Origin of the sequence: Pseudomonas peradeniyensis, from assembly GCF_014268935.2 — a bacterium.
GTDB classification, from domain to species: Bacteria; Pseudomonadota; Gammaproteobacteria; order Pseudomonadales; family Pseudomonadaceae; genus Aquipseudomonas; species Aquipseudomonas peradeniyensis.
Map to the genome: position 1 here is coordinate 41321 of NZ_JABWRJ020000002.1, position 22867 is coordinate 64187.

Below are 22867 nucleotides of genomic sequence, written 5' to 3' on the forward strand. Positions count from 1 at the left end.
TAGGAACCGCATCATGTTCAAGCCACTCGCACTTGCCGCTGCCGTATCCGCCGTCTTCAGCCTGCAGGCCTCGGCCGCAACCCAGCTGACCGTCTACACCGCCCTCGAGGCCGAGCAGCTCAAGAGCTACAAGCAGGCTTTCGAAAAGGCCAACCCCGACATCGAGATCAAGTGGGTGCGCGACTCCACCGGCATCATCACCGCCAAGCTGCTGGCCGAGAAGGACCGTCCGCAGGCCGACGCGGTGTGGGGCCTGGCCGCTTCCAGCCTGGCCATCCTCGACCAGAACGGCATGCTCGAAGCCTATGCGCCCAAGGACCTGGGCAAGATCTCGGCCAACTACCGCGACGCCGCCAATCCGCCGGCCTGGGTGGGCATGGACGTGTGGGCCGCGACCATCTGCTTCAATACCGTCGAGGCCGAGAAGCAGGGCCTGAGCAAGCCGCTGAGCTGGCAGGACCTGACCAAGCCTGAATACAAGGGCAAGATCGTCATGCCCAACCCGGCCTCGTCCGGCACCGGCTTCCTGGATGTGAGCGCCTGGCTGCAGACCTTCGGCGAGCCGCAGGGCTGGGCCTACATGGATGCGCTGCACCAGAATATCGGCCAGTACGTTCATTCCGGCTCCAAACCGTGCAAGCTGGCGGCCGCCGGTGAATTCCCGATCGGCATCTCGTTCGAATACCCGGCCGTGCAGCTCAAGCGCCAGGGCGCGCCACTGGATATCGTGCTGCCCAAGGAGGGCCTGGGCTGGGAGATCGAAGCCACCGCAGTGATCAAGGGTTCGCCAAAGGCCGATGCCGCCAGGCGCCTGGCCGACTTCTCCGCCAGCCCCGCGGCCATGGAACTGTACAAGGAGAACTTCGCCGTGCTCGCCGCGCCGGGCATCGCCAAGCCGCAGACCGAGTTGCCGGCGGACTACGAGCAGCGCCTGATCAAGAACGACTTCGCCTGGGCCTCGAAGAACCGCGACGAGATCCTCAGCGAGTGGCGCAAGCGCTATGACGGCAAGTCGGAAAAGGTCGCGCAACAGTAAGTCAGGCAAGGCCTGCGGCTTCGTTCACGGGTATAAAAAAACCGGCGCACCAGGCGCCGGTTTTTTTATGCCGTCAGAGCCTCACAGCCCTTCGAGCATTGCCTTGTTGCGCACTGCGCCCTTGTCGGCGCTGGTGGCCAGCAGGGCGTAGGCCTTGAGCGCGGTGGTCACCTTGCGTGGACGCACCTCGGCCGGCTTCCAGCCCTTCTTGTCCTGCTCGACGCGACGCTCGGCCAGCTCTTCGTCGCTGACCAGCAGGTTGATCGAACGGTTGGGGATGTCGATCAGCACCTTGTCGCCATCGCGCACCAGGCCGATGGCGCCGCCCGCTGCCGCTTCCGGCGAGGCGTGGCCGATCGACAGGCCCGAGGTGCCGCCGGAGAAACGGCCGTCGGTGAGCAGGGCGCAGGCCTTGCCCAGGCCCTTGGACTTCAGGTACGAGGTCGGGTACAGCATCTCTTGCATGCCCGGGCCGCCTTTCGGGCCTTCGTAGCGGATGATGACGATGTCGCCGGCCTGCACTTCGTCGGCGAGGATGCCGCGCACGGCGCTGTCCTGGCTCTCGAAGATCTTCGCGGTGCCTTCGAACACGTGGATCGACTCATCGACACCGGCGGTCTTCACCACGCAGCCGTCCAGGGCGATGTTGCCGTACAGCACGGCCAGGCCGCCTTCCTGCGAGTAGGCGTGCTCGAAGCTGCGGATGCAGCCGTTCTCGCGGTCGTCGTCCAGGGTTTCCCAACGGGTCGACTGGCTGAACGCGGTCTGCGTCGGGATACCGGCCGGGCCTGCCTTGAAGAAGGTGTGCACGGCTTCGTCATCGGTCTGGGTGATGTCCCACTTGGCGATGGCTTCTTCCATGCTTGGGCTGTGCACGGTGGGCAGGTCGGTGTGCAGCAGGCCGCCACGGGCCAGCGAGCCGAGGATGCTGAAGATGCCGCCGGCGCGGTGCACGTCTTCCATGTGGTACTTCTGGATGTTCGGCGCCACCTTGCACAGTTGCGGCACCTTGCGCGACAGGCGATCGATGTCGCGCAGGTCGAAGTCCACCTCGCCTTCCTGGGCTGCGGCCAGCAGGTGCAGGATGGTGTTGGTCGAACCGCCCATGGCGATGTCGAGCATCATGGCGTTCTCGAACGCCTTGAAGTTGGCGATGCTGCGCGGCAGTACCGACGTATCGTTCTCGCCGTAGTAGCGCTTGCACAGCTCGACGATGGTGCGACCGGCGGTGAGGAACAGCTGCTCGCGGTCCGAGTGGGTGGCCAGGGTCGAACCGTTGCCCGGCAGGGCAAGGCCCAGGGCCTCGGTCAGGCAGTTCATCGAGTTGGCGGTGAACATGCCGGAGCACGAACCGCAGGTCGGGCAAGCGCTGCGCTCGTACTCGGCGACTTTCTCGTCGCTTGCGGTGGAGTCGGCGGCAATGACCATGGCGTCGACCAGGTCCAGGCCGTGGCTGGCCAGTTTGGTCTTGCCGGCTTCCATCGGGCCGCCGGAGACGAAGATCACCGGGATGTTCAGGCGCAGGGCGGCCATCAGCATGCCGGGAGTGATCTTGTCGCAGTTGGAGATGCAGACGATGGCGTCGGCGCAGTGGGCGTTGACCATGTACTCGACGGCGTCGGCGATGATCTCGCGGCTGGGCAGCGAGTACAGCATGCCGTCATGGCCCATGGCGATGCCGTCGTCCACGGCGATGGTGTTGAACTCTTTCGCCACGCCACCGGCGCGTTCGATCTCGCGGGCGACCAGCTGGCCCAGGTCCTTCAGGTGCACATGCCCCGGGACGAACTGGGTGAACGAGTTGGCGATGGCGATGATCGGTTTCTTGAAGTCTTCGTCCTTCATCCCGGTGGCGCGCCACAGGGCACGGGCACCGGCCATGTTGCGGCCTTGGGTGGAGGTCTTGGAACGATAATCAGGCATGGAGCGCTCCTGGCGGCTAAATCAGGTCACTAAATAGGGAGTGAGCTTCTCTTGTCCTAAATACGCCGAAGGCCGGTTGCCACTGGCACGGATGGAGGTCGAAGGACCGCGCGGGATCGCCGCAGGCTCGACCAGAGCTCATAAACCCGCCGGGGATGTCTGGCGATGGATAGCCCGATTCTACACGGCTGGCGCGAGGAGGGAATGAAAACCGGCCGGCTGGGCGGCGCGCTAACTATCTAGCGCTTGTCCGGGCTTGCACAGCGTTAGCGTGAATGGAAATCCATTGCCACAACAGGGCATGACCATGCACGTTCTCCGTTACCTGCTTTACCTTGGCTGCCTGCTCTGCAGCCTGGCGGGCTTTGCCTCCCCTCACCTCGACGACGCCTATGCCCACGACGACAGCGATCCGTTTACCGACAGGAGCACCTGGATGAAATCGATCCGGGATGACGTACGCCTCAGCGAGATGGCGCTCCCCGGCACCCATGACTCGGCAACCTTCGACCTGAGCCTGTTCCCGGTCGTCAATGAGGTCGTCAGCACCCAGGCGTTGAGCTTCGACGAGCAGTTGAAGTACGGCATCCGGGTGCTGGATCTGCGGGTCCGCCGGACAGGCGATGCACTGGCCCTGCACCATGGGCCGATCTTTCTGGAGCGAATGCTGGGGGATGCGCTGCAGGCGATCCAGCGCTTTCTGCAGGCCAACCCCAGTGAGACGGTCCTGTTCAGGGTCCGGGAAGAGCACACGGCGGACACCAACGTGGGCCTGGACCTGGCGCAGGTCTTCGAGCGCTACATGCAGCAATACTCGGCCGTGTACCTGCAGGCGCCGCGCAGCAACGTCACGCTGGGCGAAGCCAGGGGCAAATTCGTCGTGCTGTCCAATATCGGCAACCTCAATCCGTATGGCTTGAGCTACAGCAACTTCGACATCCAGGATGACTGGAAGCTCGAAACCAACTGGGACCTGCACGAGAAGTACCTGAAGATCAGGCGGCAGTTGCACCGGGCCGCGGCGGGCAGCCCGGACACCTTCTATGTGAACTACCTGTCGGGCAGCGTGGGGGCGTTTCCGTACTTCGTCGCCAGTGGCCATGTCAGCGCCGGCACTGGTGCGCCCAGGCTGTCCACTGGCTTGCTGGCGCTGGACGATGTCGACTGGTACCCGTACTTTCCGCGGACCACCTGCCTGGGCAAGCTGTGCACGATCTCCTTCGAGGGTACCAACACCCTGGCCCGGGACGATATCGAGGACCTGAACGGCCCAGATCCGACCCGTCGAAGCGTCGGCATCATCATGGCCGACTTCCCGGGGGAGTCGCTGATTGCCAACATCATTGCCAACAATCACCACCCGACGCACGACCTCGGGCGGTGACTGTGGCTGATCGATCAGCTGTTGGGCAGCAACCGGCAGGTGATGCTCTTGATGTAGCGGGTCTCGGCGATCGCCGGGTGCACCGGGTGGTCCGGGCCCTGGCCGCCGCGCTCGAGCATTTGCAGGTTGCGGTCCAGGTGGCGGGCGCTGGTCAGCAGGATGTTGTTCAGGTCGTCCTCGGGCAGGTGCATCGAGCACGAGGCGCTGACCAGGATGCCGTCCTTGGTGAGCATGCGCATGGCCTGTTCGTTGAGGCGGCGGTAGGCGGCCTCGCCGTTCTTCAGGTCCTTCTTGCGCTTGATGAAGGCGGGCGGGTCGGCAATGATCACGTCGAAACGCTCTTCGGCGGCCTTCAGCTCGCGCAGGGCCTCGAACACGTCGCCTTCGATGCAGGTCAGCTTCTCGCTGATGCCGTTCAGCGCGGCGTTGCGCTCGACACCGTCGAGGGCGAAGCCCGAGGCATCCACGCAGAACACTTCGCTGGCGCCGAACGCGCCGGCCTGCACACCCCAGCCACCGATGTAGCTGAACAGGTCGAGCACGCGCTTGCCCTTGACGTAGGGGGCCAGGCGGGCGCGGTTCATGCGGTGGTCGTAGAACCAGCCGGTCTTCTGCCCTTCGCGCACCGGGGCCTCGAATTTCACGCCGTTCTCTTCCAGCGCGACCCAGTCCGGCACTTCGCCGTAGACGGTCTCGACATAGCGGCCGAGGCCTTCGGCGTCACGGGCGGCTGAGTCGTTCTTGAACAGGATGCCGCTTGGCTTGAGGACCTGGACCAGGGCGGCGATGACGTCGTCCTTGTGCGCTTCCATGGTGGCCGAGGCCAGCTGTACCACGAGGATGTCGAAGAAGCGGTCGACCACCAGGCCCGGCAGCAGGTCGGAGTCGCCATAGACCAGGCGGTAGCACGGCTTGTCGAACAGGCGCTCGCGCAGCGACAGGGCCACGTTCAGGCGGTGCACCAGCAGCGACTTGTCCAGCGGCAGCTTGACGTCGCGCGACAGCAGGCGGGCGCAGATCAGGTTGTTCGGGCTCATGGCCACCACGCCCAGGGGCTTGCCGTTGGCGGCTTCGAGGATGGCCTGCTGGCCGGCCTTCAGGCCCTGCAGCGGGGTCGCGGCGACGTCGACTTCATTGCTGTAGACCCACAGGTGGCCGGCGCGCAGGCGGCGGTCGGCATTGGCTTTGAGGCGAAGGCTGGGCAGGGACATGACGTCGCTCCGGGAAAAAAGAGCGGGAGTATACCGTGTTGGCCTCGGCTGCGCTGGTGGGCGCGACCAAGCGCGAGCCTCGTCTTGGGGCTGGCCTGTTACAGCAGGCTAAAGAAATTCTTGGATCCAACGATCCACTGATAGTTACCCTGCCGGTGTACAGGGTTAGAATCCCCCGTCCCCAGCGAGAATGCACGAATGTCCCAGGAACTTACCGCCGAACAGATCCAGCAAGCCCTGCAGGGCATCACCATCCCGCCGCAGCCGCAGATCATGGTCGACCTGCAGTTCGAGCAGTACATGCCCGACCCGGACCTTGAGACCATCGCCAAGCTGATCAGCCAGGACCCGGGTCTGTCCGGCGCCCTGCTGAAACTGGTCAACTCGGCGCAGTTCGGCCTGGCGAACAAGATCGGTTCGATCCAGCGCGCCGTGAACCTGTTGGGTAGCCGTTCGATCATCAACCTGATCAACGCTCAGTCGATCAGGGGTGAAATGACCGACGAGACCATCGTCACCCTCAACCCGTTCTGGGACACCGCCCAGGACGTGGCCATGACCTGCCTGACCCTGGCCAAGCGCACCGGCATCCAGGCGGTGGACGAGGCCTACACCCTGGGCCTGTTCCACGACTGCGGCGTGCCGCTGATGCACAAGCGCTTCCCCAACTACATGGAAGTGCTGGAGGAGTCCTACGCCAAGGCCAATGACGAGGTCCGCGTGGTGGACACCGAGAACCGCGTGTTCAACACTAACCACTCGGTGGTCGGCTATTTCACCGCCAAGTCCTGGCGCCTGCCGGAGCACATCAGCGCCGCCATCGCCAACCACCACAACGCCCTGGCGGTGTTCCGCGACGAGTCCTCGCGCAATACCCAGACCCAGCTGAAGAACCTGCTGGCGGTGTTGAAGATGTCCGAGCACATCTGCGCCTCCTACCGCGTGCTGGGCAACCAGAGTGTCGACCATGAGTGGAACATGGTTGGCCCGCTGGTGCTGGACTACATCGGCCTGACCGAATACGACTTCGAGCAGCTCAAGCAGAACATCCGCGAATTGGGCGGGCACTGAGCCATGCCGGAACTGCCAGAGGTCGAGACGACGCGGCGCGGCATCGCACCGCACCTGGAAGGGCAGCGGGTCAGCCGCGTGGTGGTGCGCGACCGGCGCCTGCGCTGGCCGATCCCGGAAGACCTCGACGTGCGCCTGTCGGGGCAGCGCATCGTCAGCGTCGAGCGCCGCGCCAAGTACCTGCTGATCAACGCCGAGGTCGGCACCTTGATCAGCCACCTGGGCATGTCGGGCAACCTGCGCCTGGTCGAACTGGGCTTGCCGGCGGCCAAGCACGAGCATGTGGATATCGAGCTCGAGTCGGGGATGATGCTGCGCTACACCGACCCGCGCCGCTTCGGGGCCATGCTCTGGAGCCTCGATCCGCTCAACCACGAACTGCTGATTCGCCTGGGGCCGGAGCCGCTGACCGACCTGTTCGACGGCGAGCGGCTGTTCCAGCTGTCCCGTGGGCGGTCGATGGCGGTCAAACCGTTCATCATGGATAACGCCGTGGTGGTGGGGGTGGGCAACATCTACGCCACCGAGGCGCTGTTCGCCGCCGGGATCGACCCGCGCCGCGAGGCGGGCGGGATCTCCCGGGCGCGTTACCTGAAGCTGGCGATCGAGATCAAGCGGGTGCTGGCGGCGGCCATCGAGCAGGGTGGGACCACCTTGCGCGACTTCATCGGTGGCGATGGCCAGCCGGGCTACTTCCAGCAGGAACTGTTCGTCTATGGACGCGGTGGTCAGCCGTGCAAGGTGTGTGGCACCGAGTTGCGTGAAGTGAAGCTGGGACAGCGGGCGAGCGTGTTCTGCCCAAAATGCCAGCGCTGATGCCTCATGCCCTATCGCGGGGCAAGCCCGCTCCCACGAAAGCGAGCCAAGCCAGTCGTAGGGGCGGGCTTGCCCCGCGATAGGGCCGGATCAGTCGACTACCGCCGCCTGCCCTACACCCCTGGGATCACTGGCCGCCTCCACGGTCCCGGCAGCCTTGTCCCAATAGAGCACCTGCTGATTCCCGTATTGGCGCCCGACATCCTTCAGTCGATACCCACGCCCTTCAAGCTCGACTTTCTGCCCGGCACTGAACGTCCCCGGCTCATGCTCCACCACATCCGGCAGGTACTGATGGTGATAGCGCGGCGTCGCCGGCCACTCGGCCACCGGCCGCCCTTCGAGGAAGCCCAGCACCGACAGCAGCACCATGCTCGGAATCCGGCTGCCGCCCGGCGTGCCGAAGCTGGCGAACTGGCTTGGGCTTTCGATGAAGGTCGGACTCATGCTCGACAAGGGCCGCTTGCCCGCCGCCACCGCGTTGGCCTGGCTGCCGGCCAGGCCATAGCTGTTGCTGCCGCTGGGATCGGCGGCAAAGTCGTCCATCTCGTTGTTCAGCACAACGCCGGTGCCGGGCACGCTGAACGCCGCGCCGAACGGCAGGTTGACCGACAGCGTGGCGGACACGGCATTGCCGTCGGCGTCGATCACCGTGAAGTGGGTGGTGTGGTCGCCCTCGCGCCAGGCCGGTGAGGGGGGCAGGGCGCTGCTGGGGGTGGCCTGGCGCACGTCGATGCTGTCGGCCAGGCCGGTCAGGTACTGGCGCGCCAGCAGGCGGTTGATGGGGTTGGCCACGTAGTCCGGGTCGCCCAGCAGCCCGCGGTCGCGGTAGGCCCGGCGCAGCACTTCGATCACATAATGGCTGCGCTGCACGGGCTCGGCGCTCTGCCAGGGCAGGCGCTGGAGCATGGCCAGGCTCTGGGCCAGGGCCACGCCACCGGCCGAGGGCGGTGGACTGCTGATCAGCTCGCGCTGGTCGGCCAGTGGATAACGCAGCGGCTCGCGCCAGGCGGTGTGGTAGCCGGCGAGGTCATCGAGGGTCCAGACACCGCCGGCCTGACGCACGCCATCGACCAGCCGGTGGGCCGTCGGGCCACGGTAGAAACCGTCGCGCCCATGCTCGGCCAACGCCAGCAGGGTCGCGGCCAGTTCCGGCTGGCGAATCACTGTGCCGAGCGCCGGTATGTCGTTGTCGGCGAGGAACAGCCGGGCGCTTTCGGCATTGTCGCGCAGGGCGCTCAGGCGCATGGTCGCGCGGTCACGGTAGATGCGGTCGACGACAAAGCCCTGGTTGGCCAGGCGAATGGCCGGGGCCAGGCTGTCCTTGAGCGGCAGCCTGCCGTGGGTCGCGGCCAGGTCGGCCAGCGCCTGGGGCAGGCCGGGGATGGCCGCGGCCAGTGGGCCATTGACCGACAGGCCCGGCTGCACCTGGCCGTCCTTGAGGTACATGTCGGCCCGGGCGGCGGCCGGGGCGCGTTCGCGGGCGTCGAGGAAGGCGTAGCGTGGGCTGTCAGCACTCTCGCGCAGCAGGAAGAACCCGCCACCGCCAAGGCCGGAGCCATAGGGCTCGACAACGGCCAGCGTGGCGCCAATGGCCACGGCGGCATCGAAAGCGTTGCCGCCCTGCTGCAGGATCTGCCTTGCCGCCGCGGTGGCTTCGCCGTGCGGGCTGGCGATCGCCGCCTGACCTGGCCCGGCGGCCAGGGCGCCATGGGCCAGCAGCGCCAGGAGGGCGCCGAGGGCTGCGTGGCGAAGCGCGGCGACGAACGGCATCAGGCCTTGCCGGTGATCCGGCGGTACTTGGCCATCAGCTCGTCTTCGGTCTCCGGGTGGGCTTCATCCAGGGGGATGCAGTCCACCGGGCAGACCTGCTGGCACTGGGGCTCGTCGTAGTGGCCGACGCACTGGGTGCACAGGTTAGGGTCGATCACGTAGATCTCTTCGCCTTGCGAGATGGCGGCGTTCGGGCACTCGGGTTCGCAGACGTCGCAGTTGATGCAATCGTCGGTGATGATCAGGGACATGGGGACTCCGGCCGGGGCGTTGGGCCCGGGCATGTTTCAAAGCGATGGGCACAATTGTGCCGGATTCGCGCCCGCAGTGCACGCGGGCGCGACATCGTGACCGCGAGGCTTACTTGCGGAAGCGCTCGGTCAGCGCGTCGGCCACGGCAGGGTGGACGAACTTGCTGATATCACCGCCCAACGCGGCGATTTCCCGGACCAACGTCGAGGAAATGAACGAATAGCGCTCGGATGGCGTGAGGAACAGGCTCTCGACGTCCGGCGCCAGCTGGCGGTTCATGTTGGCCAGCTGGAACTCGTATTCGAAGTCGGACACCGCGCGCAGGCCGCGCAGGAACACATTGGCGTTCTGTTCCTTGGCGAAATGCGCCAGCAACGAGGAGAAGCCGATGACTTCGACATTGGGCAGGTGCTTGGTGACCTCGCGGGCCAGCGCCACCCGTTGCTCCAGGGGGAACAGGGGGTTTTTCTTGGGGCTGGCCGCCACGGCGATGATCACATGGTCGAACAGGCGCGAGGCGCGCTCGACCAGGTCGCCATGGCCTTTGGTAATGGGGTCGAAAGTACCCGGGTACAACACTCGGTTCATCGCGTCATCCTGGCTGGAGTGCGTTGGGGAGTCGGATGGTAGCGCAGCGATTGCGCCCGGCCAAGTCGCGTGGCTGGTCGATGGCACTATAGACAGCATGGCTATTGGCTGTCATGCGCCGGATGCCAGGCGGCCGACCAGCGCCTCGCTGAGCAGGGCGGTCAGGGCATAGACCGACAGCTGAGGGTTGGCGCCGATGCTGGTGGGGAACAGCGAACCGTCGTGGACCGACAGGTTTTCCAGCTGGTGATGCCGGCCCAGGCTGTCGCACACCGCCTGGCGCGGATCCTCGCCCAGGGCGCAGCCGCCCATGACGTGGGCGCTGCCCAGGCGCATGCGAAACAGTTCCAGGGGCAGGTTGTCGATCAATGCCTTGGCGTGTTCCGGGTTGTCGGCATACCGGGCATCGCCATGCACCGGCAGCACCCGGCGGGCACCGGCGGCGAACTGGATCTGCGCCATACTGTGCCAGGCCCGGCGCAGCCCGTCGCGCAGGTAGTCGGTGACCGGGTAGTCGAGCACCGGCGAGCCATCGCCACGCAACTCCACCTGGCCGCCCGGGCTGTCCGGGTGGAAACCATCGCGCAGCAGCGCCAGCATCACGTGGGTATGGGGCAGCTCGGCCATGCGCAGGGCATTGTCCTGGCCATGGCCGCCGAGCAGGGTGCTGGCCAGGGCCGGGTGCAGCGGCGGGACTTCGAGCTTGTAGCCGACCGGGCCGGCGACGCCGTCCTGCCACTGGAACTGGTCGCTGTAGATTGACTGCGGCGCGCCATAGTACGGGTCGATCTTCGTCTCGAACTGCGCGGCGCTGAAGTTGACCAGGTGCAGGAAGGTGCGCTTGCCCAGGCGCTGGTGAGGATCGGGCGCATCGGAGCGCAGCAGCAGGGCCGGGCTGTTGATGCCGCCGCCGGCCAGTACGTAATGCCGGGCACGCACGAGCACCTGTCGGCCGGTGGGCTGGATCCCCTGAGCGTCCAGGGCCTGGCATTGCAGGTGGTCGATACGTTGGCCGTCGTGGCTGAAGCGCTCGGCACGGGCCAGGTAAAGCAATTCGCCGCCTTGCTCAAGGGTGGCCGGAATGCTGGTGACCAGCATCGACTGTTTGGCGTTGACCGGGCAGCCCATGCCGCAGTAGCCCAGGTTCCAGCAGCCGCGCACGTTGCGCGGGATCACCGCCCAGCGCAGGCCGAGCGCCTCGCAGCCGCGACGCAACACGTCGTTGTTGGCATTGGGCGGCATCATCCAGGGGCTGATGCCCAGGTGCTGCTCCATGCGTTCGAACCAGGGCTTCAGGCTGTCGCTGTCCAGGCCCTTGACCCCATGTTCGCGGGCCCAGTGCTCCAGGGTCTGTGGCGGCGTGCGGAAACTCGAGGTCCAGTTGACCAGGGTGGTGCCGCCTACCGCCCGGCCCTGCAGGATGGTGATGGCGCCATCCTTGCTCAGGCGGCCCAGGCCCTCCTGGTAGAGGTCGGCATAGGCCTCGTGCTCCAGCAGGTGGAAGTCGCTGCTGGTCTTCAGCGGGCCTTCCTCGATCAGCAGCACCTTCAGGCCGGCCGCGCTCAGCCGTTCGGCGGTTGTGGCGCCGCCCGCGCCGCTGCCGATCACGGCGACGTCGGCTTCGAGGCTCAGGTCCTGCTCCAGGCGCGAGCCATCGTGGGTGATCCAGCCTCGAGCGAGGCCTTGGCGAAACGGGTCGGGGACGGGCATTTGGCGATGCTCTTGTCAGTGGGTCAGATCTTCGGCGGCCCTGGATAGCCGCAGGCCGCCCAGGCCTCGGGGCGTTCGTACCAGGCCATGAGCAGCAGTTGCAGCAGCGAGGCATGGCCCTGGCGCAGCAGGTTCAGCGAACTGTCCCGCCAGCGTTCGAGAAAGCGCTCCAGCTCGCTATCCGTGGCGCTGGCCCAGCCGCCCCAGATACCGGTCAGCGGCCCTCGGGTCAGGGGCAGGGTGAGCACGTCGAACAGTTGCCGGGTCAGCTTGAGCATGGCGGGCGACAGCGCTGCCAGCTTGTGGTCGAGGCTGTGCAGCACCCATTCGGTGGAAGCCTGGGTACCCGCCAGCACGACGGGTATCAGGGCCTGCAGCAGAGGCAGGTCATCATCGCGCAGGACCTGATAACCGGGCGAGGCCGCCTGCGGCGAGCAACCGACCAGGCCGGTGGCTCCCAGAAACAGGCTGGCCCCAAAGCTGAACCTGAGCAGGTCGCGACGATGCATACGCGCCGGCGCTCAGCGGATGAACAGCTTGTAGACCAGGCGCTGCAAGGCTTTGCCATAGGGCGGGTAGATCGTCTTGGCGGCATTGATGCGCTGCTTGGCCAGCACGGCCTTGGCCTTGCTGAAGGTCAGGAAACCGTCGTGGCCATGGTAGTGGCCCATGCCGGACGGGCCGACGCCGCCGAACGGCAGGTCGTCCTGGGCCACGTGCAGCAGGGTGTCGTTGAGGCAGACGCCGCCGGAGTGGGTGTCGCGCAGTACCCGTGCCTGCTCGCCCTTGTCATAGCCGAAGTAATAGAGCGCCAGGGGCCGGGGACGCTGGTTGATGTAGGCCAGTGCGTCGTCCAGGCGGTCGTAGGGCACCAGCGGCAGCAACGGGCCGAAGATCTCGTCCTGCATCACCTGCATGCCGTCGTGCACCTGCAGCAGCAGGTGTGGCGGCAGTTGGCGGCCCTGGCGGGGTTCGTCGGGGTAGAGGTCGACCACCTGGGCGCCTTGCTCGCGGGCATCGTCCAGCAGGCGGTTGAGGCGACCGAGCTGACGCTCGTTGATGATCGCGCTGTAGTCGGGGTTGTCGGTCAGGCGTGGGTAGAAGCGCTGCACGGCACGCCGGTAGGCGTCGGCGAAGGCGTCCAGGCGCTCGCGGGGCACCAGCACGTAGTCGGGGGCGACGCAGGTCTGCCCGGCATTGAGGGTCTTGCCGAAGGCGATGCGTTCGGCGGCGGTGTCCAGCGGCACATCGGTCGAGACGATGGCCGGCGACTTGCCGCCCAGCTCCAGGGTCACCGGGGTGAGGTTCTGCGCGGCGGCCAGCATTACGTGGCGGCCGACGCTGGTGGCCCCGGTGAACAGCAGATGGTCGAATGGCAGGCGGGCGAAGGCCTGGCCGACCTCCACCTCGCCCAGTACTACACTGACCAGGTCGCTGGGGAATACACGTCCAAGCAGGTCCTTGATGGCCTGCCCGCTGGCGGGCGTGGACTCGCTGAGCTTGAGCATCACCCGGTTGCCGGCGGCCAGGGCACCGGTCAGCGGGCCGATGGCGAGGAACAGCGGGTAGTTCCACGGCACGATGATCCCCACCACCCCCAGTGGTTGGTACTCGATCCGCGCGCTGGCGGGCTGGAAGGCCAGGCCGACCTTGCGCCGCGAGGCGCGCATCCAGCGCCCCAGCTGTTTTTCCGCGTCGCGCAGGCCGAGGACCGACGGCATCAGCTCGGCGATCAGGGTCTCGTCGCGGCTGCGGCCGCTGAAGTCGGCGTCGATGGTCGCGATCAGCGTCTCCTGCTCGGCCAGCAGCGCCTCGCGCAGGCTTTTCAGCCACTGCCGACGTTGCGCGGCCGGGGGCATCGGGTTGGCGGCGAAGGCCCGACGCAGGGCGTCGAACGTCGCTTGCAGGTCGAGGTCGGATTGCACAGGGGGGAGGACGGCAGGCGAGGTCATGGCGGCTCCGGGGGTGATAAGTGAATAGAGCATATACTCTAATTGGTACGATGGTGCACTCTTTTTCACCTGGCCGGCGGTGCACCCGACCTGCGGGAAGCCGTAAGATGGCCCGATCAATCAAGCTGGAGACTGGAGCTGAGCATGGCCCCGCGCATGAAGACCCGAGAGCGCATCGTGCAGAGCAGCCTGGAGCTGTTCAACCAGCAGGGCGAGCGTTGCGTCAGCACCAACCACATAGCCGCGCACATGGAGATCTCGCCCGGCAACCTGTACTACCACTTCCCCAACAAGCAGGCGATCATCGCCGTGCTGTTCAACCAGTACGAAGAGCTGGTCGACAGCTTCCTGCGTCCGCCCCAGGGCCGCATCGCCACCGTCGAGGACAAGCGCTTCTACCTCAAGGCGCTGCTGGCGGCGATGTGGAACTACCGTTTCCTGCACCGCGACCTGGAGCACCTGCTCGACAGCGACCCGGAGCTGGCCGCCCGTTACCGACGCTTCTCGCGGCGCTGCCTGCTGCAGGGGCAGGCGATCTACCGGGGCTTCGTCGAGGCCGGCATCCTGAGCATGGACGGCCCGCAGATCGAGTCGCTGACCATCAACGCGTGGATCGTGCTGACCTCCTGGGTGCGTTTTCTCAGCACCACCCGCGAGCATTGCGCGCACCTGGGTGAAGAAGCGTTCATGCGCGGCGTCTATCAGGTGGTGGTGCTGGAACTGGGGTATGTCACCCCAGGCTCGCGTGCCGCGGTGCAGGCGTTGTGCGATGAGTTTCACGTTCCGTTCAACCAGGCCCTGGAGCAGTGATCCGGGGTCTTCGAGCCATTCATCAGGAGATTGTCATGCCCCTTGCGCAACTGATCACCCCGCAACAGCTGGCCGAACGCCTGGACGCGCCCGGCCTGGTGATCCTCGACTGCCGCTTTGCCCTGGAGGACGTCGACTACGGCCAACGCAGCTATGCCGAGGGGCATATCGCCGGGGCGCATTTCGCCGACCTCGAGCGTGACCTGAGCGGGCCGGTGGTCAAGGGTCGCACGGGGCGTCACCCGCTGCCCGATCCGCAGCGGCTGGTGGAGCGCCTGCGCGAGTGGGGCGTGGACAACGACAGCCAGGTGGTGCTCTACGACGATGGCCCCGGTGCCTTTGCCGCGCGCGCCTGGTGGCTGCTGGCCTGGCTGGGCAAGCGCGAGGCGGTGTTCATCCTCGACGGAGGCCTCAAGGCCTGGCACGCCGCTCATCTGCCCTTGAGCCTGGACTCGCCCGTGCGTCGCGAGGGGACGTTCAGCGGCGAGCCGGACATGAAGCTGCTGATCGACGCCACGCACCTGGGCAAGCGCCTGGACGATCCGGCGCTGACCCTGATCGATGCCCGCGGGTTGCCGCGTTTTCGTGGCGAGGTGGAGCCGATCGATCCGGTGGCCGGGCACATTCCGGGCGCCCAGTGCGCGGCATTCACCGACAACCTTGGCGCCGACGGGCGTTTCCTGCCGGCCGACACGCTGAAGCAGCGTTTTGCCGAGAAGTTGGCCGGCCGTTCGCCGGAGGACCTGGTGGCCTATTGCGGCTCTGGCGTGACCGCCTGCCACAACCTGTTTGCCCTGGCGCTCGCGGGGTATCCGCTGGGGCGGCTGTATGCCGGATCGTGGAGTGAGTGGATCAACGATCCGCAGCGTGGCGTGGCCACTGGCGAGTAGTTCGTGAGGTGGGAGTGGGCCCGGTGATGCTATCGCGGGGCCCACTCCCACGAAGCCCTCCCTCAACCTTGTTCCTGGATGGGGTCTAGCGTCCGTCCATCAGCCATTGCGGAATACGCCGCTCCAGGTAATACCCCGGATTGCGCAGGCTGCCCTCGACGAAGCCGACATGGCCACCGCGATTGTGCAGTTCGAACTGCGTCAGTGGCGCCAGTTCGTCTGCAGCCGGCAAGCTATGACCGAACACGAACGGATCATCGCTGGCATGGATGATCAGCGTCGGCGTGCGGTTTTTCCCCAGGTAGTAGCGGCTGGACGCCCGGCGGTAGTAGTCATGGGCATCGCTGAAACCATTGAGCGGCGCGGTTACCTTGCCATCGAAGTCCCAGAAGGTGCGCAGGTTGTTCAAAGGCCCCAGGCGTTCGAGGGTCGCCAGCCCCTCATGGTGCCCCTTGTCCTTGAAGTGCCGCTGCTTGTCCTGCACGTACGCCAGCATCGCGCGCATGAAATGCGCCTGGTAGATCTTCGAGAATCCCAGGCCGATGCGGTCGGCGCACTGGTCCAGGCGAAACGGCACCGATACCGCCACCGCTGCCTCCAGCTGGCTGGCCGAGCCGCTTTCCCCCAGGTACTTGAGCAGCACATTGCCGCCCAGCGAATAGCCCACGGCATACAGCGGCGCCAGGGGCCGCTGTGCCCGCAAGTGGAGGATGATCTCGGCCAGGTCTTCGCTGGCCCCGGAATGGTAGCTGCGCGCCAGCAGGTTGGGCTCGCCCGAGCAGCCGCGCCAGTTTACCGCGACGCTGGCCCAGCCACGCCCCTGCAAGGCCAGTTGCAGGCCTTTGACGTAGGGCGAATTGGACGAGCCGGTGAGGCCGTGTAGCACCAGCACCAGCGGCGTGTCGGGCTGGTGTGGCCCGTGCCAGTCGAGGTCGAGGAAGTCGCCGTCGGCCAGCCACAGGCGCTCGCGGTTGCGCGGCAGGTCCGGGAGCTTGCGCCAGAGGGGCCCCCACAGTGTCTGCAGGTGGGGGTTGGACAGGCCGGTGGCCGGGCGGAAGGTGGCGGTGAGGCTGGGCATGCTGGGCGACTCGTGATGTGCCTGCCTAGAGTGCCATGAAACACCGCCGCTGTACCTGCGCTATTGGTCTGGTGACGGCAGGGGCAGCTGTTCGACGATCGGTCCCCGTGTGACGAATACCTGTTGCTGTGTGGCGAGCAGGCTCCTGGCGGTCTGTCGGATGTCTTCAGGCGTCAGATTGGCCAGCGCCGCCAGTAACCTGGGCAGGTAGTCGGCAGGTTGGCCCTGATGGCTGAACTTCGCCAGTGCCTTGGCTAGCTGGGCATTGGCGGCCATGCTGCGCAAGGTGCTTCCTGTCAGCTGGCTCAAGGCCAGATCGAGCTCGACTTGGCTCGGGCCCTCTTCGCTCAGGCTCTGCAGAATCTGCTCTATGCGGCTGCGCGAGGCGTCGAGGTGCTCGGGGGCGATGTCCCAGCTGATCTGCAGCAGGCTGGCGGCGTCGAGCGGGAGCAGGTTGGAATGGATGTCGTAGGTCAGCGCCAGGCGGCCGCGCAGCTCCTGTGTCAGTCGCGACTCGAAACTTGCGCCAAGGATCTGGTCGAGCATCACCAGGGCCGGATAATGCGGGCTCGTGGGAGGCACCTGGCATGCCATCGTCAGCATCGCCACGGTCGTATTGCCTGCCCGCTCGAGAGACCGGGTCGAGGGCTTGCCCAAGGCAGGGGGAGGGGGAGGCGCGGCTGCCCAGCCTTGCGGCAACGCCTGGGTGATCGTGTTGACGAGCGCTTCAGCCTGCTCCAGGGACAGGTCGCCGACGATCCCTATATCCAGATTGCTGGCCGAGTAGGCGCGTCGATGGAAAGCGCGCAGTTGATCAACAGTGAGGTTGGCAAGGCTTTCCAGGGTGCCCGCGGAGGGTGTCGCATACGGGTGGTTGGCGAACAACTGGCTCATGGTGGCGTCAGCGAGCACGTACTGGCTGCTTCGGCCGCGACTGAGCAGGTGGCCGCCAATGCGCGACCGGATCTTCTCCAGGTCAGGCTCTCTGAAGGCAGGGCGCGCCACCATGTCGGCGAGCAGGCCCACGGCACGGTCGCGCAGGCCTGGCACGCTGAGTCCACGCAAGGAGACGAGGGCATGATCCTGGTGGATTTCCCTGTTCATGATCGCGCCAAGTCCCTCCAGCTGATCCACGAACTGCGCGGCGTCGAATGATTCGGTTCCCTGATCGAGGCAATAAAGCGCGAGTGCCGCGATGCCGGGTAGCTCGCTGTCCTGGGCGCTGCCTGCGCGAAAACGCAGGACCAGATCGAATACCGGTCGCTTATGGTCCGTGACTAAGCGTACTCGTGCCCCCTCAGAGGTTTGCCAGCGGTGTACCTGCTGCTCAATCGACGCGTGGTGCCCGAGGTCGATGGTCTGGGCCGATGTCCGCTCGGCAGGAGAGGTATTCTCTGATCGAGTGAAGGTATTCATGCGCCGGCTCCTTGCAACAGGTAGGTAGCGGTCGAGCGTTCGCGTTGCAGATATTGGGAGGCAATCTGTCGCACCATGGAACTGGTGAGGCTGCGCAGCAGCTCCGGCTCTCGGTCCAATAGGCTTGGATCAAGGCCAATGGCTGCGGCCTGGCCGATCTGTTCTGCCTGCCACGCGTTGCTGTCGCGGGTATACAGCTGTCTTGCGAGCAGCCGTAGTTTCGCGTGCTCCAGTACTTCGTCCGGCAGGGGCGTGCGGCGCAGATCCTCGATGATTTCCCGGATGGCCTGTGCTGCTTCTTGCGGCGTGGCGTTGCCGGTTGTGGCGGACAGGGTCAGCAACGTATCGCCATGGCACAGGTGTTGGTAGTCGATGACAAGGCCCCTCAGCAACTGCCTGTCGCGTACCAGATTGCCGTAGAGCCTGGAACTGAAGCCTTTGCCGAGCACCTCGCAGAGCAGGCGCAGGGCGCAACTCACCTGGGGTGATTGAGCCGTAGCCTGGCTCGGCACGTTGAACGAGAGGTGCAGGCCACCTCGAAGGTCAGGTCTGACCAGTGTCTGGCTACGCTCCCGCCATTCAACGGGTTGCCGCAGGGGCTGCGGTGCGGGGAGTGCAGAACGTGGTATCCCGGCAAAGCAGGCCTTCACCTGCTGGCGCAGGCTTTGCAGATCGACCGCCCCTACCACCACCAACGTGGCGTTGTTAGGCACGTACCAGGTCCGGTACCAGGTGTGTACCGAGGCCCACTGCATTTCATTGAGGTCGACAGGGTGGCCGAATGTCGGCTCGGCGTAGGGGCTGCCCTCGTGGGCAAGCCGATGGTGCTGGTCGAGGCTCTGCAGGTACCACGAGTTGTCGAGCTTGAGCCTGCGTTCATCCTCGATTGCCTTGATCTCACGCTCGAACGCGTCACGGCCGAGCGTCGCATGGGCCATTGCGTCGGCCATCATCTCCAGCGCAATAGGCAGCCGGGTGGCTGGCAGCACGATATCGAATGCAGTGGCGTCGTTGCGCGTCGTGGCATTGGCCTTGCCCCCCAGGCGTGCAACTGCCCGTGAGTACTGACCGGGTGCCAGCTTGCGGCTGCCGCTGAACATCAGATGTTCCAGCAGGTGCGATAGATTGCTGTGGCCTGGCGGCTCGTGGCGGGTGCCGACGTGATACCACAGCTGTGCCGCGACCAGCGGCATGCCGTGGTCCTCACGCAGGTAGACCGACAGGCCGTTTTCCAGGGTGAAGTGCTGCAAGGCGGGTGGGCTGGCCGCGGCGATCGACGCCAGGCCGGCGGCGATCATACCGCTTTCTGAATCGAGCGAAGGGGGTGAGGCTGACATTGCGCAAGGCTCCTGGTCGATGGACAACAGGAGCAGTTTCGGCAATCGGGCAAGTCCGCCGGCGCTACATAGTTAGGCCGGCGGACAGTCAGGTCAGCCTCGTTGCCACAATGCGTAGTGCACCTGGCCGGTCTTCTTCTCGCGGTGCAGGCGCCAGTTGCCCGGCATCGGCAGCGAGGAGGGCACGGCTTCGCTTTCGGTGTAGATCCACGCCTGCTCGCGCAGCCACTGGCCCTGCTCCAGCAGGTTGCAGGTGTTTGCCAGCAGGTCCTGGTGGAACGGCGGGTCGAGGAACACCACGTCGAACTGCTGTTTGGCCGGGCCTTGCAGGTAGCGCAGAGCGTCGGTCTGCAGGATCTGCCCACGCGGGCAGCGCAGCAGCTCGAGGTTGTTCTTGAGATTGGCGATGGCCGCCGGGTTGCTGTCCAGTGCAACCGCGTTCTCGGCGCCGCGGGACAAGGCCTCCAGCACCAGCGCGCCGCTGCCGGTGAAGGCATCGAGCACCAGTGCGCCTTCGATGTGCGGCGCCAGCCAGTTGAACAGGGTCTCGCGCACACGGTCAGGCGTCGGCCGCAGGCCTTCGCCTTCCGGCACGGCCAGGCGGCGGCTGCGCCACTCGCCGGCGATGATGCGCAGTTGGCCGGGGCCCTTGCTGGCGCCCGGTGCCGGGCGTGCTGGGGTATTGGGTCTTGCCATTAGTGCTCCGGTACGCCGAGCGGCTGCTCGGCGGGTTTGTCAGTGGGGGCCGGCAGGGGCTGCTGGGCCACCTTAGGGCCGACGGTGACGATCACCAGCTTGTCCGCCGCCAGATGCTTGTTCATGGCGGCCTTGACCTGCTCGACGGTCAGCGCCTGGGACTGCTGCATGAAGTCTTCCAGCCAGCTCAGTGGCAGGTTGTAGAAGCCGATCGCGCCCAGCTGGCCGACGATGCTGGCATTGCTGGCGTTGGACAGCGGGAAGCTGCCGGCCAGTTCGCGCTTGGCATCGTCCAGCTCCTGCTGGGTCGGGCCGCTCTTGAGGTAGTCGGCAAGGATATCCCGGACCAGCTTGAGCGTGCCCTCGCTGAGTTCGGCGCGGGTCTGCAGGTTGATCATGAACGGGCCGCGTACCTGCATCGGGCTGAACACCGAGTACACGCCGTAGGTCAGGCCGCGTTTTTCGCGCACTTCGCTCATAAGGCGGGTACCGAAGGCGCCGCCACCGAGGATCTGGTTGCCCAGCGACAGGGCCGGCCAGTCCGGATCGTTACGGTCGATGCCCAGCTCGGCCAGCATCAGGTGGGTCTGCTTGGACGGGAAGTCGATATGGGTCGCGCCCGTCTTGGGTTCGACCGGTTGCTCGGGCTTGGCCAGGGCCGGGCCCTTGGGCAGGCCGGCGGAGACCTGGGCGGCAATGGCTTCGGCTTCGCTGCGGCTGAGGTCGCCGACCAGGGCGATCACCGCGTTGCCGGCCGAGTAGGCCTTGGCGTGGAAGCCGCGCAGCTGTTCCAGGGTAATGCCCGGGATGGTTTCGGCGTTGCCGTCGCTGGGGCTGGCGTAAGGGTGTTTGCCGTAGAGGTTGGCGAACAGGGTCTTGCCGGCGATCTTGCCCGGGTTCTGCTTCTCGTACTCGAAACCGGCCAGCAGCTGGTTCTTGATGCGCTTGAGGGCATCCTCGGGGAAGGTCGGCTGGCCCACCACCTCGGTGAACAGCTTCAGCGCCGGTTCGCGCTTGTCGCTGGCGCTGAGGCTACGCAGCGACGCCACGGCCATGTCTCGGTACGAACCGTTGCCGAAGTCGGCGCCCAGGCCTTCGAAGCCCTCGGCGATGGCGGTGACGTCCTTGCCGGCCACGCCCTCGTTGAGCATGGCGTTGGTCAGGGTGGCCAGGCCCGGGGTGCCGCCGTCCTGGCTGCTGCCGGCGGCGAAGGTCACGCGCAGGTCGAACATCGGCAGCTCGCGGGCCTCGACGAACAGCACGCGGGCGCCTTCGGCGGTGGACCAGTGCTGGATGTTCAGCTGGCGCCGGCTGGGGGCCTTGCCGTCCAGTTCGGCCAGCGATTGCAGGGTGTTGGCCGGGCGAGCCGCGGTGTCTGCCTTGCCTTGGCTGTCGGACTGGGCCGGGCGCGCCAGCAGCGCGGCGACGGCCACCACCAGCACGATGATCGCCAGGCCGAACAGGGTGTAGCGCGGTGCGCTGCGATCACTCATGGGCGGACTCCTCGGGCAGTACATGGGCAACGCTCAGGCGTTCGCGGGTGAAATAGGTGCGGGCGGCGGCCTGGATGTCCTCCGGGGTCACGCGCTTGAGGTCGTCGAGCTCGCTGTCGATCAGCTTCCAGGACAGGCCGACGGTTTCCAGCTGGCCGATGGTGGTGGCCTGGCTGCTGATGGAATCACGGTCGTAGACCAGGCCGGCAATCACCTGGGCGCGCACGCGTTCGAGTTCCTCGGCGGTCGGCGGCGTGGTCTTGAGCTCGTCGAGCAGCTGCCAGATGCCTTTCTCCACTTCGGCCAGGGTCTTGTGCTTCTGCACGTTGGGCGTGGCCGAGATCATGAACAGGCTGTCGCCGCGGGTGAAGGCGTTGTAGCTGGACGAGGCGCCGGCCACCAGTTCCTGGCCGCGCTCCAGGCGCGCTGGCATGCGGGCGCTGTAGCCGCCGTCGAGCAGGGCCGAGATCAGGCGCAGGGCGTTGACGCCGCGCGGGTCCTTGGCCGTGGCCAGGGCCGGTACGTTGAAGCCGTAGACCAGGCTTGGCAGTTGCGTGCGCAGGTGCAGGGTGAGCTGGCGCAGGCCTGGCTCGGCCAGTTCCAGCGGCAGCTTGCTCGGCGGCACGGCGCGCTTGGGGATGGGGCCGAAGTACTTTTGCGCGAGGGCCTTCACCTCATCGGGCTTGACGTCGCCGACCACCACCAGGGTGGCGTTGTTCGGCGCGTACCAGGATTCGTACCAGTGGCGCAGTTCCTCGACCTTCATGCGTTCGAGGTCGGCCATCCAGCCGATGGTCGGGGTGTGATAGCCGCTGGCCGGGTAGGCCATGGCGCGGAAAAGCTCGAAGGCCTTGGCGTTGGGCTGGTCGTCGGTGCGCAGGCGGCGCTCTTCCTTGATCACCTCGATTTCGCGGCTGAACTCGTCGGCCGGCAGGCGCAGGCTGGCCAGGCGGTCGGCTTCCAGCTCGAAGGCCACCGGCAGGCGGTCACGGGCCAGCACTTGGTAATAGGCGGTGTAGTCGTCGCTGGTGAAGGCGTTCTCCTCGGCGCCGAGATCGCGCAGGATGCGCGAGGCCTCGCCGGGGCCGAGCTTGGCGCTGCCCTTGAACATCATGTGTTCCAGGGCATGGGACAGACCGGTCTGGCCCGGCGTCTCGTAACTGGAGCCGACCTTGTACCAGATCTGCGAAACCACCACCGGCGCACGGTGGTCCTCGCGCACGACCACCTTCAGGCCGTTGTCGAGGATGAATTCGTGGGTGGGTTGCACATCGGCGGCGAAGGCCGCCAGCGGCAGGCACAGCGTGCCAAGCAACAGGCCAGCGGCGCGGCGGGCTAGAGCATTCATACGGTGTTCAACCTGTTCGGCGGCCCGCTTGGGTTTAGCGTCGGCGGGCCAGGAGGTGCTAGGATACTGATCCGGTTGCCTGG

At 66.2% G+C, this 22867-nt stretch carries 20 protein-coding genes; 6 read left to right on the top strand and 14 right to left on the bottom strand.

All coding sequences use genetic code 11. The features are described 5' to 3' along the window. Positions 1-13: 13 nt before the first annotated feature. Positions 14-1036 carry a putative 2-aminoethylphosphonate ABC transporter substrate-binding protein gene (locus tag HU751_RS09695; RefSeq protein ID WP_186732430.1) on the top strand — a complete coding sequence of 341 codons (1023 nt, stop codon included), beginning with the start codon at positions 14-16 and terminating at the stop codon, positions 1034-1036. A gap of 81 nt (positions 1037-1117) precedes the next feature. On the opposite strand, the gene ilvD is transcribed toward HU751_RS09695, so the two are convergent. Then, positions 1118-2959, bottom strand: coding sequence for a dihydroxy-acid dehydratase (gene ilvD / locus HU751_RS09700; protein ID WP_186732431.1), 1842 nt, complete (start codon positions 2957-2959; stop codon positions 1118-1120). A gap of 307 nt (positions 2960-3266) precedes the next feature. Between ilvD and HU751_RS09705 the strand changes: the two genes are divergently transcribed. Next, positions 3267-4343 (top strand): phosphatidylinositol-specific phospholipase C, encoded by a 1077-nt coding sequence (locus HU751_RS09705; protein ID WP_186732432.1) that lies wholly within the window; start codon positions 3267-3269, stop codon positions 4341-4343. Positions 4344-4357: 14 nt separating this feature from the next. On the opposite strand, the gene HU751_RS09710 is transcribed toward HU751_RS09705, so the two are convergent. Continuing rightward, a complete protein-coding gene (locus HU751_RS09710; RefSeq protein ID WP_050707380.1) occupies positions 4358-5554 on the bottom strand; it encodes a class I SAM-dependent rRNA methyltransferase in 1197 nt (398 codons plus the stop codon). 252 nt (positions 5555-5806) lie between these two features. Here HU751_RS09710 and HU751_RS09715 point away from each other — a divergent pair, with 252 nt between their 5' ends. Further along, positions 5807-6625 carry an HDOD domain-containing protein gene (locus HU751_RS09715; protein WP_186712322.1) on the top strand — a complete coding sequence of 273 codons (819 nt, stop codon included), beginning with the start codon at positions 5807-5809 and terminating at the stop codon, positions 6623-6625. A 3-nt stretch (positions 6626-6628) separates the two neighbouring features. Then, the gene (gene mutM, locus HU751_RS09720) at positions 6629-7441 is read left to right on the top strand and encodes a bifunctional DNA-formamidopyrimidine glycosylase/DNA-(apurinic or apyrimidinic site) lyase (protein WP_186732433.1); all 813 of its coding nucleotides are present in this window, start codon (positions 6629-6631) and stop codon (positions 7439-7441) included. 90 nt (positions 7442-7531) lie between these two features. Here mutM and ggt read toward each other — a convergent pair whose 3' ends face one another. The 6 genes from ggt to HU751_RS09750 all read right to left on the bottom strand — a co-directional run bounded on the left by ggt (position 7532) and on the right by HU751_RS09750 (position 13716). Beyond that, on the bottom strand, positions 7532-9214 hold the full coding sequence (gene ggt, locus HU751_RS09725) for a gamma-glutamyltransferase (RefSeq protein ID WP_186732434.1): 1683 nt from the start codon (positions 9212-9214) through the stop codon (positions 7532-7534). Continuing rightward, a complete protein-coding gene (locus HU751_RS09730; protein ID WP_011531711.1) occupies positions 9214-9465 on the bottom strand; it encodes a YfhL family 4Fe-4S dicluster ferredoxin in 252 nt (83 codons plus the stop codon). Before HU751_RS09730 ends, ggt begins: the two co-directional genes overlap by 1 nt. A 109-nt stretch (positions 9466-9574) precedes the next feature. Then, the gene (gene coaD / locus HU751_RS09735; RefSeq protein ID WP_028689146.1) at positions 9575-10054 is read right to left on the bottom strand and encodes a pantetheine-phosphate adenylyltransferase; all 480 of its coding nucleotides are present in this window, start codon (positions 10052-10054) and stop codon (positions 9575-9577) included. A 111-nt stretch (positions 10055-10165) separates the two neighbouring features. Next, the gene (locus HU751_RS09740; RefSeq protein WP_186732435.1) at positions 10166-11764 is read right to left on the bottom strand and encodes a GMC family oxidoreductase; all 1599 of its coding nucleotides are present in this window, start codon (positions 11762-11764) and stop codon (positions 10166-10168) included. 23 nt (positions 11765-11787) lie between these two features. After that, positions 11788-12273, bottom strand: coding sequence for a twin-arginine translocation pathway signal protein (locus tag HU751_RS09745; protein WP_186732436.1), 486 nt, complete (start codon positions 12271-12273; stop codon positions 11788-11790). A gap of 12 nt (positions 12274-12285) precedes the next feature. Then, positions 12286-13716: a coniferyl aldehyde dehydrogenase gene (locus tag HU751_RS09750; RefSeq protein WP_186732437.1), complete on the bottom strand. Its 1431-nt coding sequence runs from the start codon at positions 13714-13716 to the stop codon at positions 12286-12288. A 144-nt stretch (positions 13717-13860) separates the two neighbouring features. On the opposite strand from HU751_RS09750, the gene HU751_RS09755 reads away from it, so the two are divergent. Then, complete coding sequence (locus HU751_RS09755) at positions 13861-14526, top strand: TetR/AcrR family transcriptional regulator (RefSeq protein ID WP_050707373.1); 666 nt, start codon at positions 13861-13863, stop codon at positions 14524-14526. A 35-nt stretch (positions 14527-14561) separates the two neighbouring features. Then, positions 14562-15416, top strand: coding sequence for a sulfurtransferase (locus HU751_RS09760; RefSeq protein ID WP_186732438.1), 855 nt, complete (start codon positions 14562-14564; stop codon positions 15414-15416). Between the two features lie 85 nt (positions 15417-15501). Here the strand turns inward: HU751_RS09760 and HU751_RS09765 are convergent, their stop codons facing one another. From HU751_RS09765 to HU751_RS09790, 6 genes are all read right to left on the bottom strand, one after another. Beyond that, positions 15502-16494, bottom strand: coding sequence for a hydrolase (locus HU751_RS09765; protein WP_186732439.1), 993 nt, complete (start codon positions 16492-16494; stop codon positions 15502-15504). Between the two features lie 60 nt (positions 16495-16554). Beyond that, on the bottom strand, positions 16555-17910 hold the full coding sequence (locus HU751_RS09770; RefSeq protein WP_186732440.1) for a M16 family metallopeptidase: 1356 nt from the start codon (positions 17908-17910) through the stop codon (positions 16555-16557). Further along, the gene (locus HU751_RS09775) at positions 17907-19247 is read right to left on the bottom strand and encodes a M16 family metallopeptidase (protein ID WP_186732441.1); all 1341 of its coding nucleotides are present in this window, start codon (positions 19245-19247) and stop codon (positions 17907-17909) included. Before HU751_RS09775 ends, HU751_RS09770 begins: the two co-directional genes overlap by 4 nt. Before the next feature lie 93 nt (positions 19248-19340). Beyond that, positions 19341-19943 (bottom strand): 16S rRNA (guanine(966)-N(2))-methyltransferase RsmD, encoded by a 603-nt coding sequence (gene rsmD / locus HU751_RS09780; RefSeq protein ID WP_186732442.1) that lies wholly within the window; start codon positions 19941-19943, stop codon positions 19341-19343. Beyond that, positions 19943-21436 (bottom strand): M16 family metallopeptidase, encoded by a 1494-nt coding sequence (locus tag HU751_RS09785; RefSeq protein ID WP_186732443.1) that lies wholly within the window; start codon positions 21434-21436, stop codon positions 19943-19945. Before HU751_RS09785 ends, rsmD begins: the two co-directional genes overlap by 1 nt. After that, complete coding sequence (locus HU751_RS09790; protein WP_186732444.1) at positions 21429-22784, bottom strand: M16 family metallopeptidase; 1356 nt, start codon at positions 22782-22784, stop codon at positions 21429-21431. The genes HU751_RS09785 and HU751_RS09790 overlap by 8 nt, the downstream gene beginning before the upstream one ends. Positions 22785-22867: the final 83 nt, after the last annotated feature.

Coding starts and splice junctions, on each gene's coding strand:
- HU751_RS09760 (WP_186732438.1), top strand. CDS start 14,562: ATGCCCCTTGCGCAACTGATCACCCCGCAACAGCTGGCCGAACGCCTG.
- HU751_RS09765 (WP_186732439.1), bottom strand. CDS start 16,494: ATGCCCAGCCTCACCGCCACCTTCCGCCCGGCCACCGGCCTGTCCAAC.
- HU751_RS09695 (WP_186732430.1), top strand. CDS start 14: ATGTTCAAGCCACTCGCACTTGCCGCTGCCGTATCCGCCGTCTTCAGC.
- mutM (WP_186732433.1), top strand. CDS start 6,629: ATGCCGGAACTGCCAGAGGTCGAGACGACGCGGCGCGGCATCGCACCG.
- HU751_RS09770 (WP_186732440.1), bottom strand. CDS start 17,910: ATGAATACCTTCACTCGATCAGAGAATACCTCTCCTGCCGAGCGGACA.
- HU751_RS09730 (WP_011531711.1), bottom strand. CDS start 9,465: ATGTCCCTGATCATCACCGACGATTGCATCAACTGCGACGTCTGCGAA.
- HU751_RS09775 (WP_186732441.1), bottom strand. CDS start 19,247: ATGTCAGCCTCACCCCCTTCGCTCGATTCAGAAAGCGGTATGATCGCC.
- HU751_RS09710 (WP_050707380.1), bottom strand. CDS start 5,554: ATGTCCCTGCCCAGCCTTCGCCTCAAAGCCAATGCCGACCGCCGCCTG.
- HU751_RS09750 (WP_186732437.1), bottom strand. CDS start 13,716: ATGACCTCGCCTGCCGTCCTCCCCCCTGTGCAATCCGACCTCGACCTG.
- HU751_RS09755 (WP_050707373.1), top strand. CDS start 13,861: ATGGCCCCGCGCATGAAGACCCGAGAGCGCATCGTGCAGAGCAGCCTG.
- HU751_RS09745 (WP_186732436.1), bottom strand. CDS start 12,273: ATGCATCGTCGCGACCTGCTCAGGTTCAGCTTTGGGGCCAGCCTGTTT.
- HU751_RS09705 (WP_186732432.1), top strand. CDS start 3,267: ATGCACGTTCTCCGTTACCTGCTTTACCTTGGCTGCCTGCTCTGCAGC.
- HU751_RS09785 (WP_186732443.1), bottom strand. CDS start 21,436: ATGAGTGATCGCAGCGCACCGCGCTACACCCTGTTCGGCCTGGCGATC.
- HU751_RS09740 (WP_186732435.1), bottom strand. CDS start 11,764: ATGCCCGTCCCCGACCCGTTTCGCCAAGGCCTCGCTCGAGGCTGGATC.
- ggt (WP_186732434.1), bottom strand. CDS start 9,214: ATGCCGTTCGTCGCCGCGCTTCGCCACGCAGCCCTCGGCGCCCTCCTG.
- coaD (WP_028689146.1), bottom strand. CDS start 10,054: ATGAACCGAGTGTTGTACCCGGGTACTTTCGACCCCATTACCAAAGGC.
- rsmD (WP_186732442.1), bottom strand. CDS start 19,943: ATGGCAAGACCCAATACCCCAGCACGCCCGGCACCGGGCGCCAGCAAG.
- ilvD (WP_186732431.1), bottom strand. CDS start 2,959: ATGCCTGATTATCGTTCCAAGACCTCCACCCAAGGCCGCAACATGGCC.
- HU751_RS09790 (WP_186732444.1), bottom strand. CDS start 22,784: ATGAATGCTCTAGCCCGCCGCGCCGCTGGCCTGTTGCTTGGCACGCTG.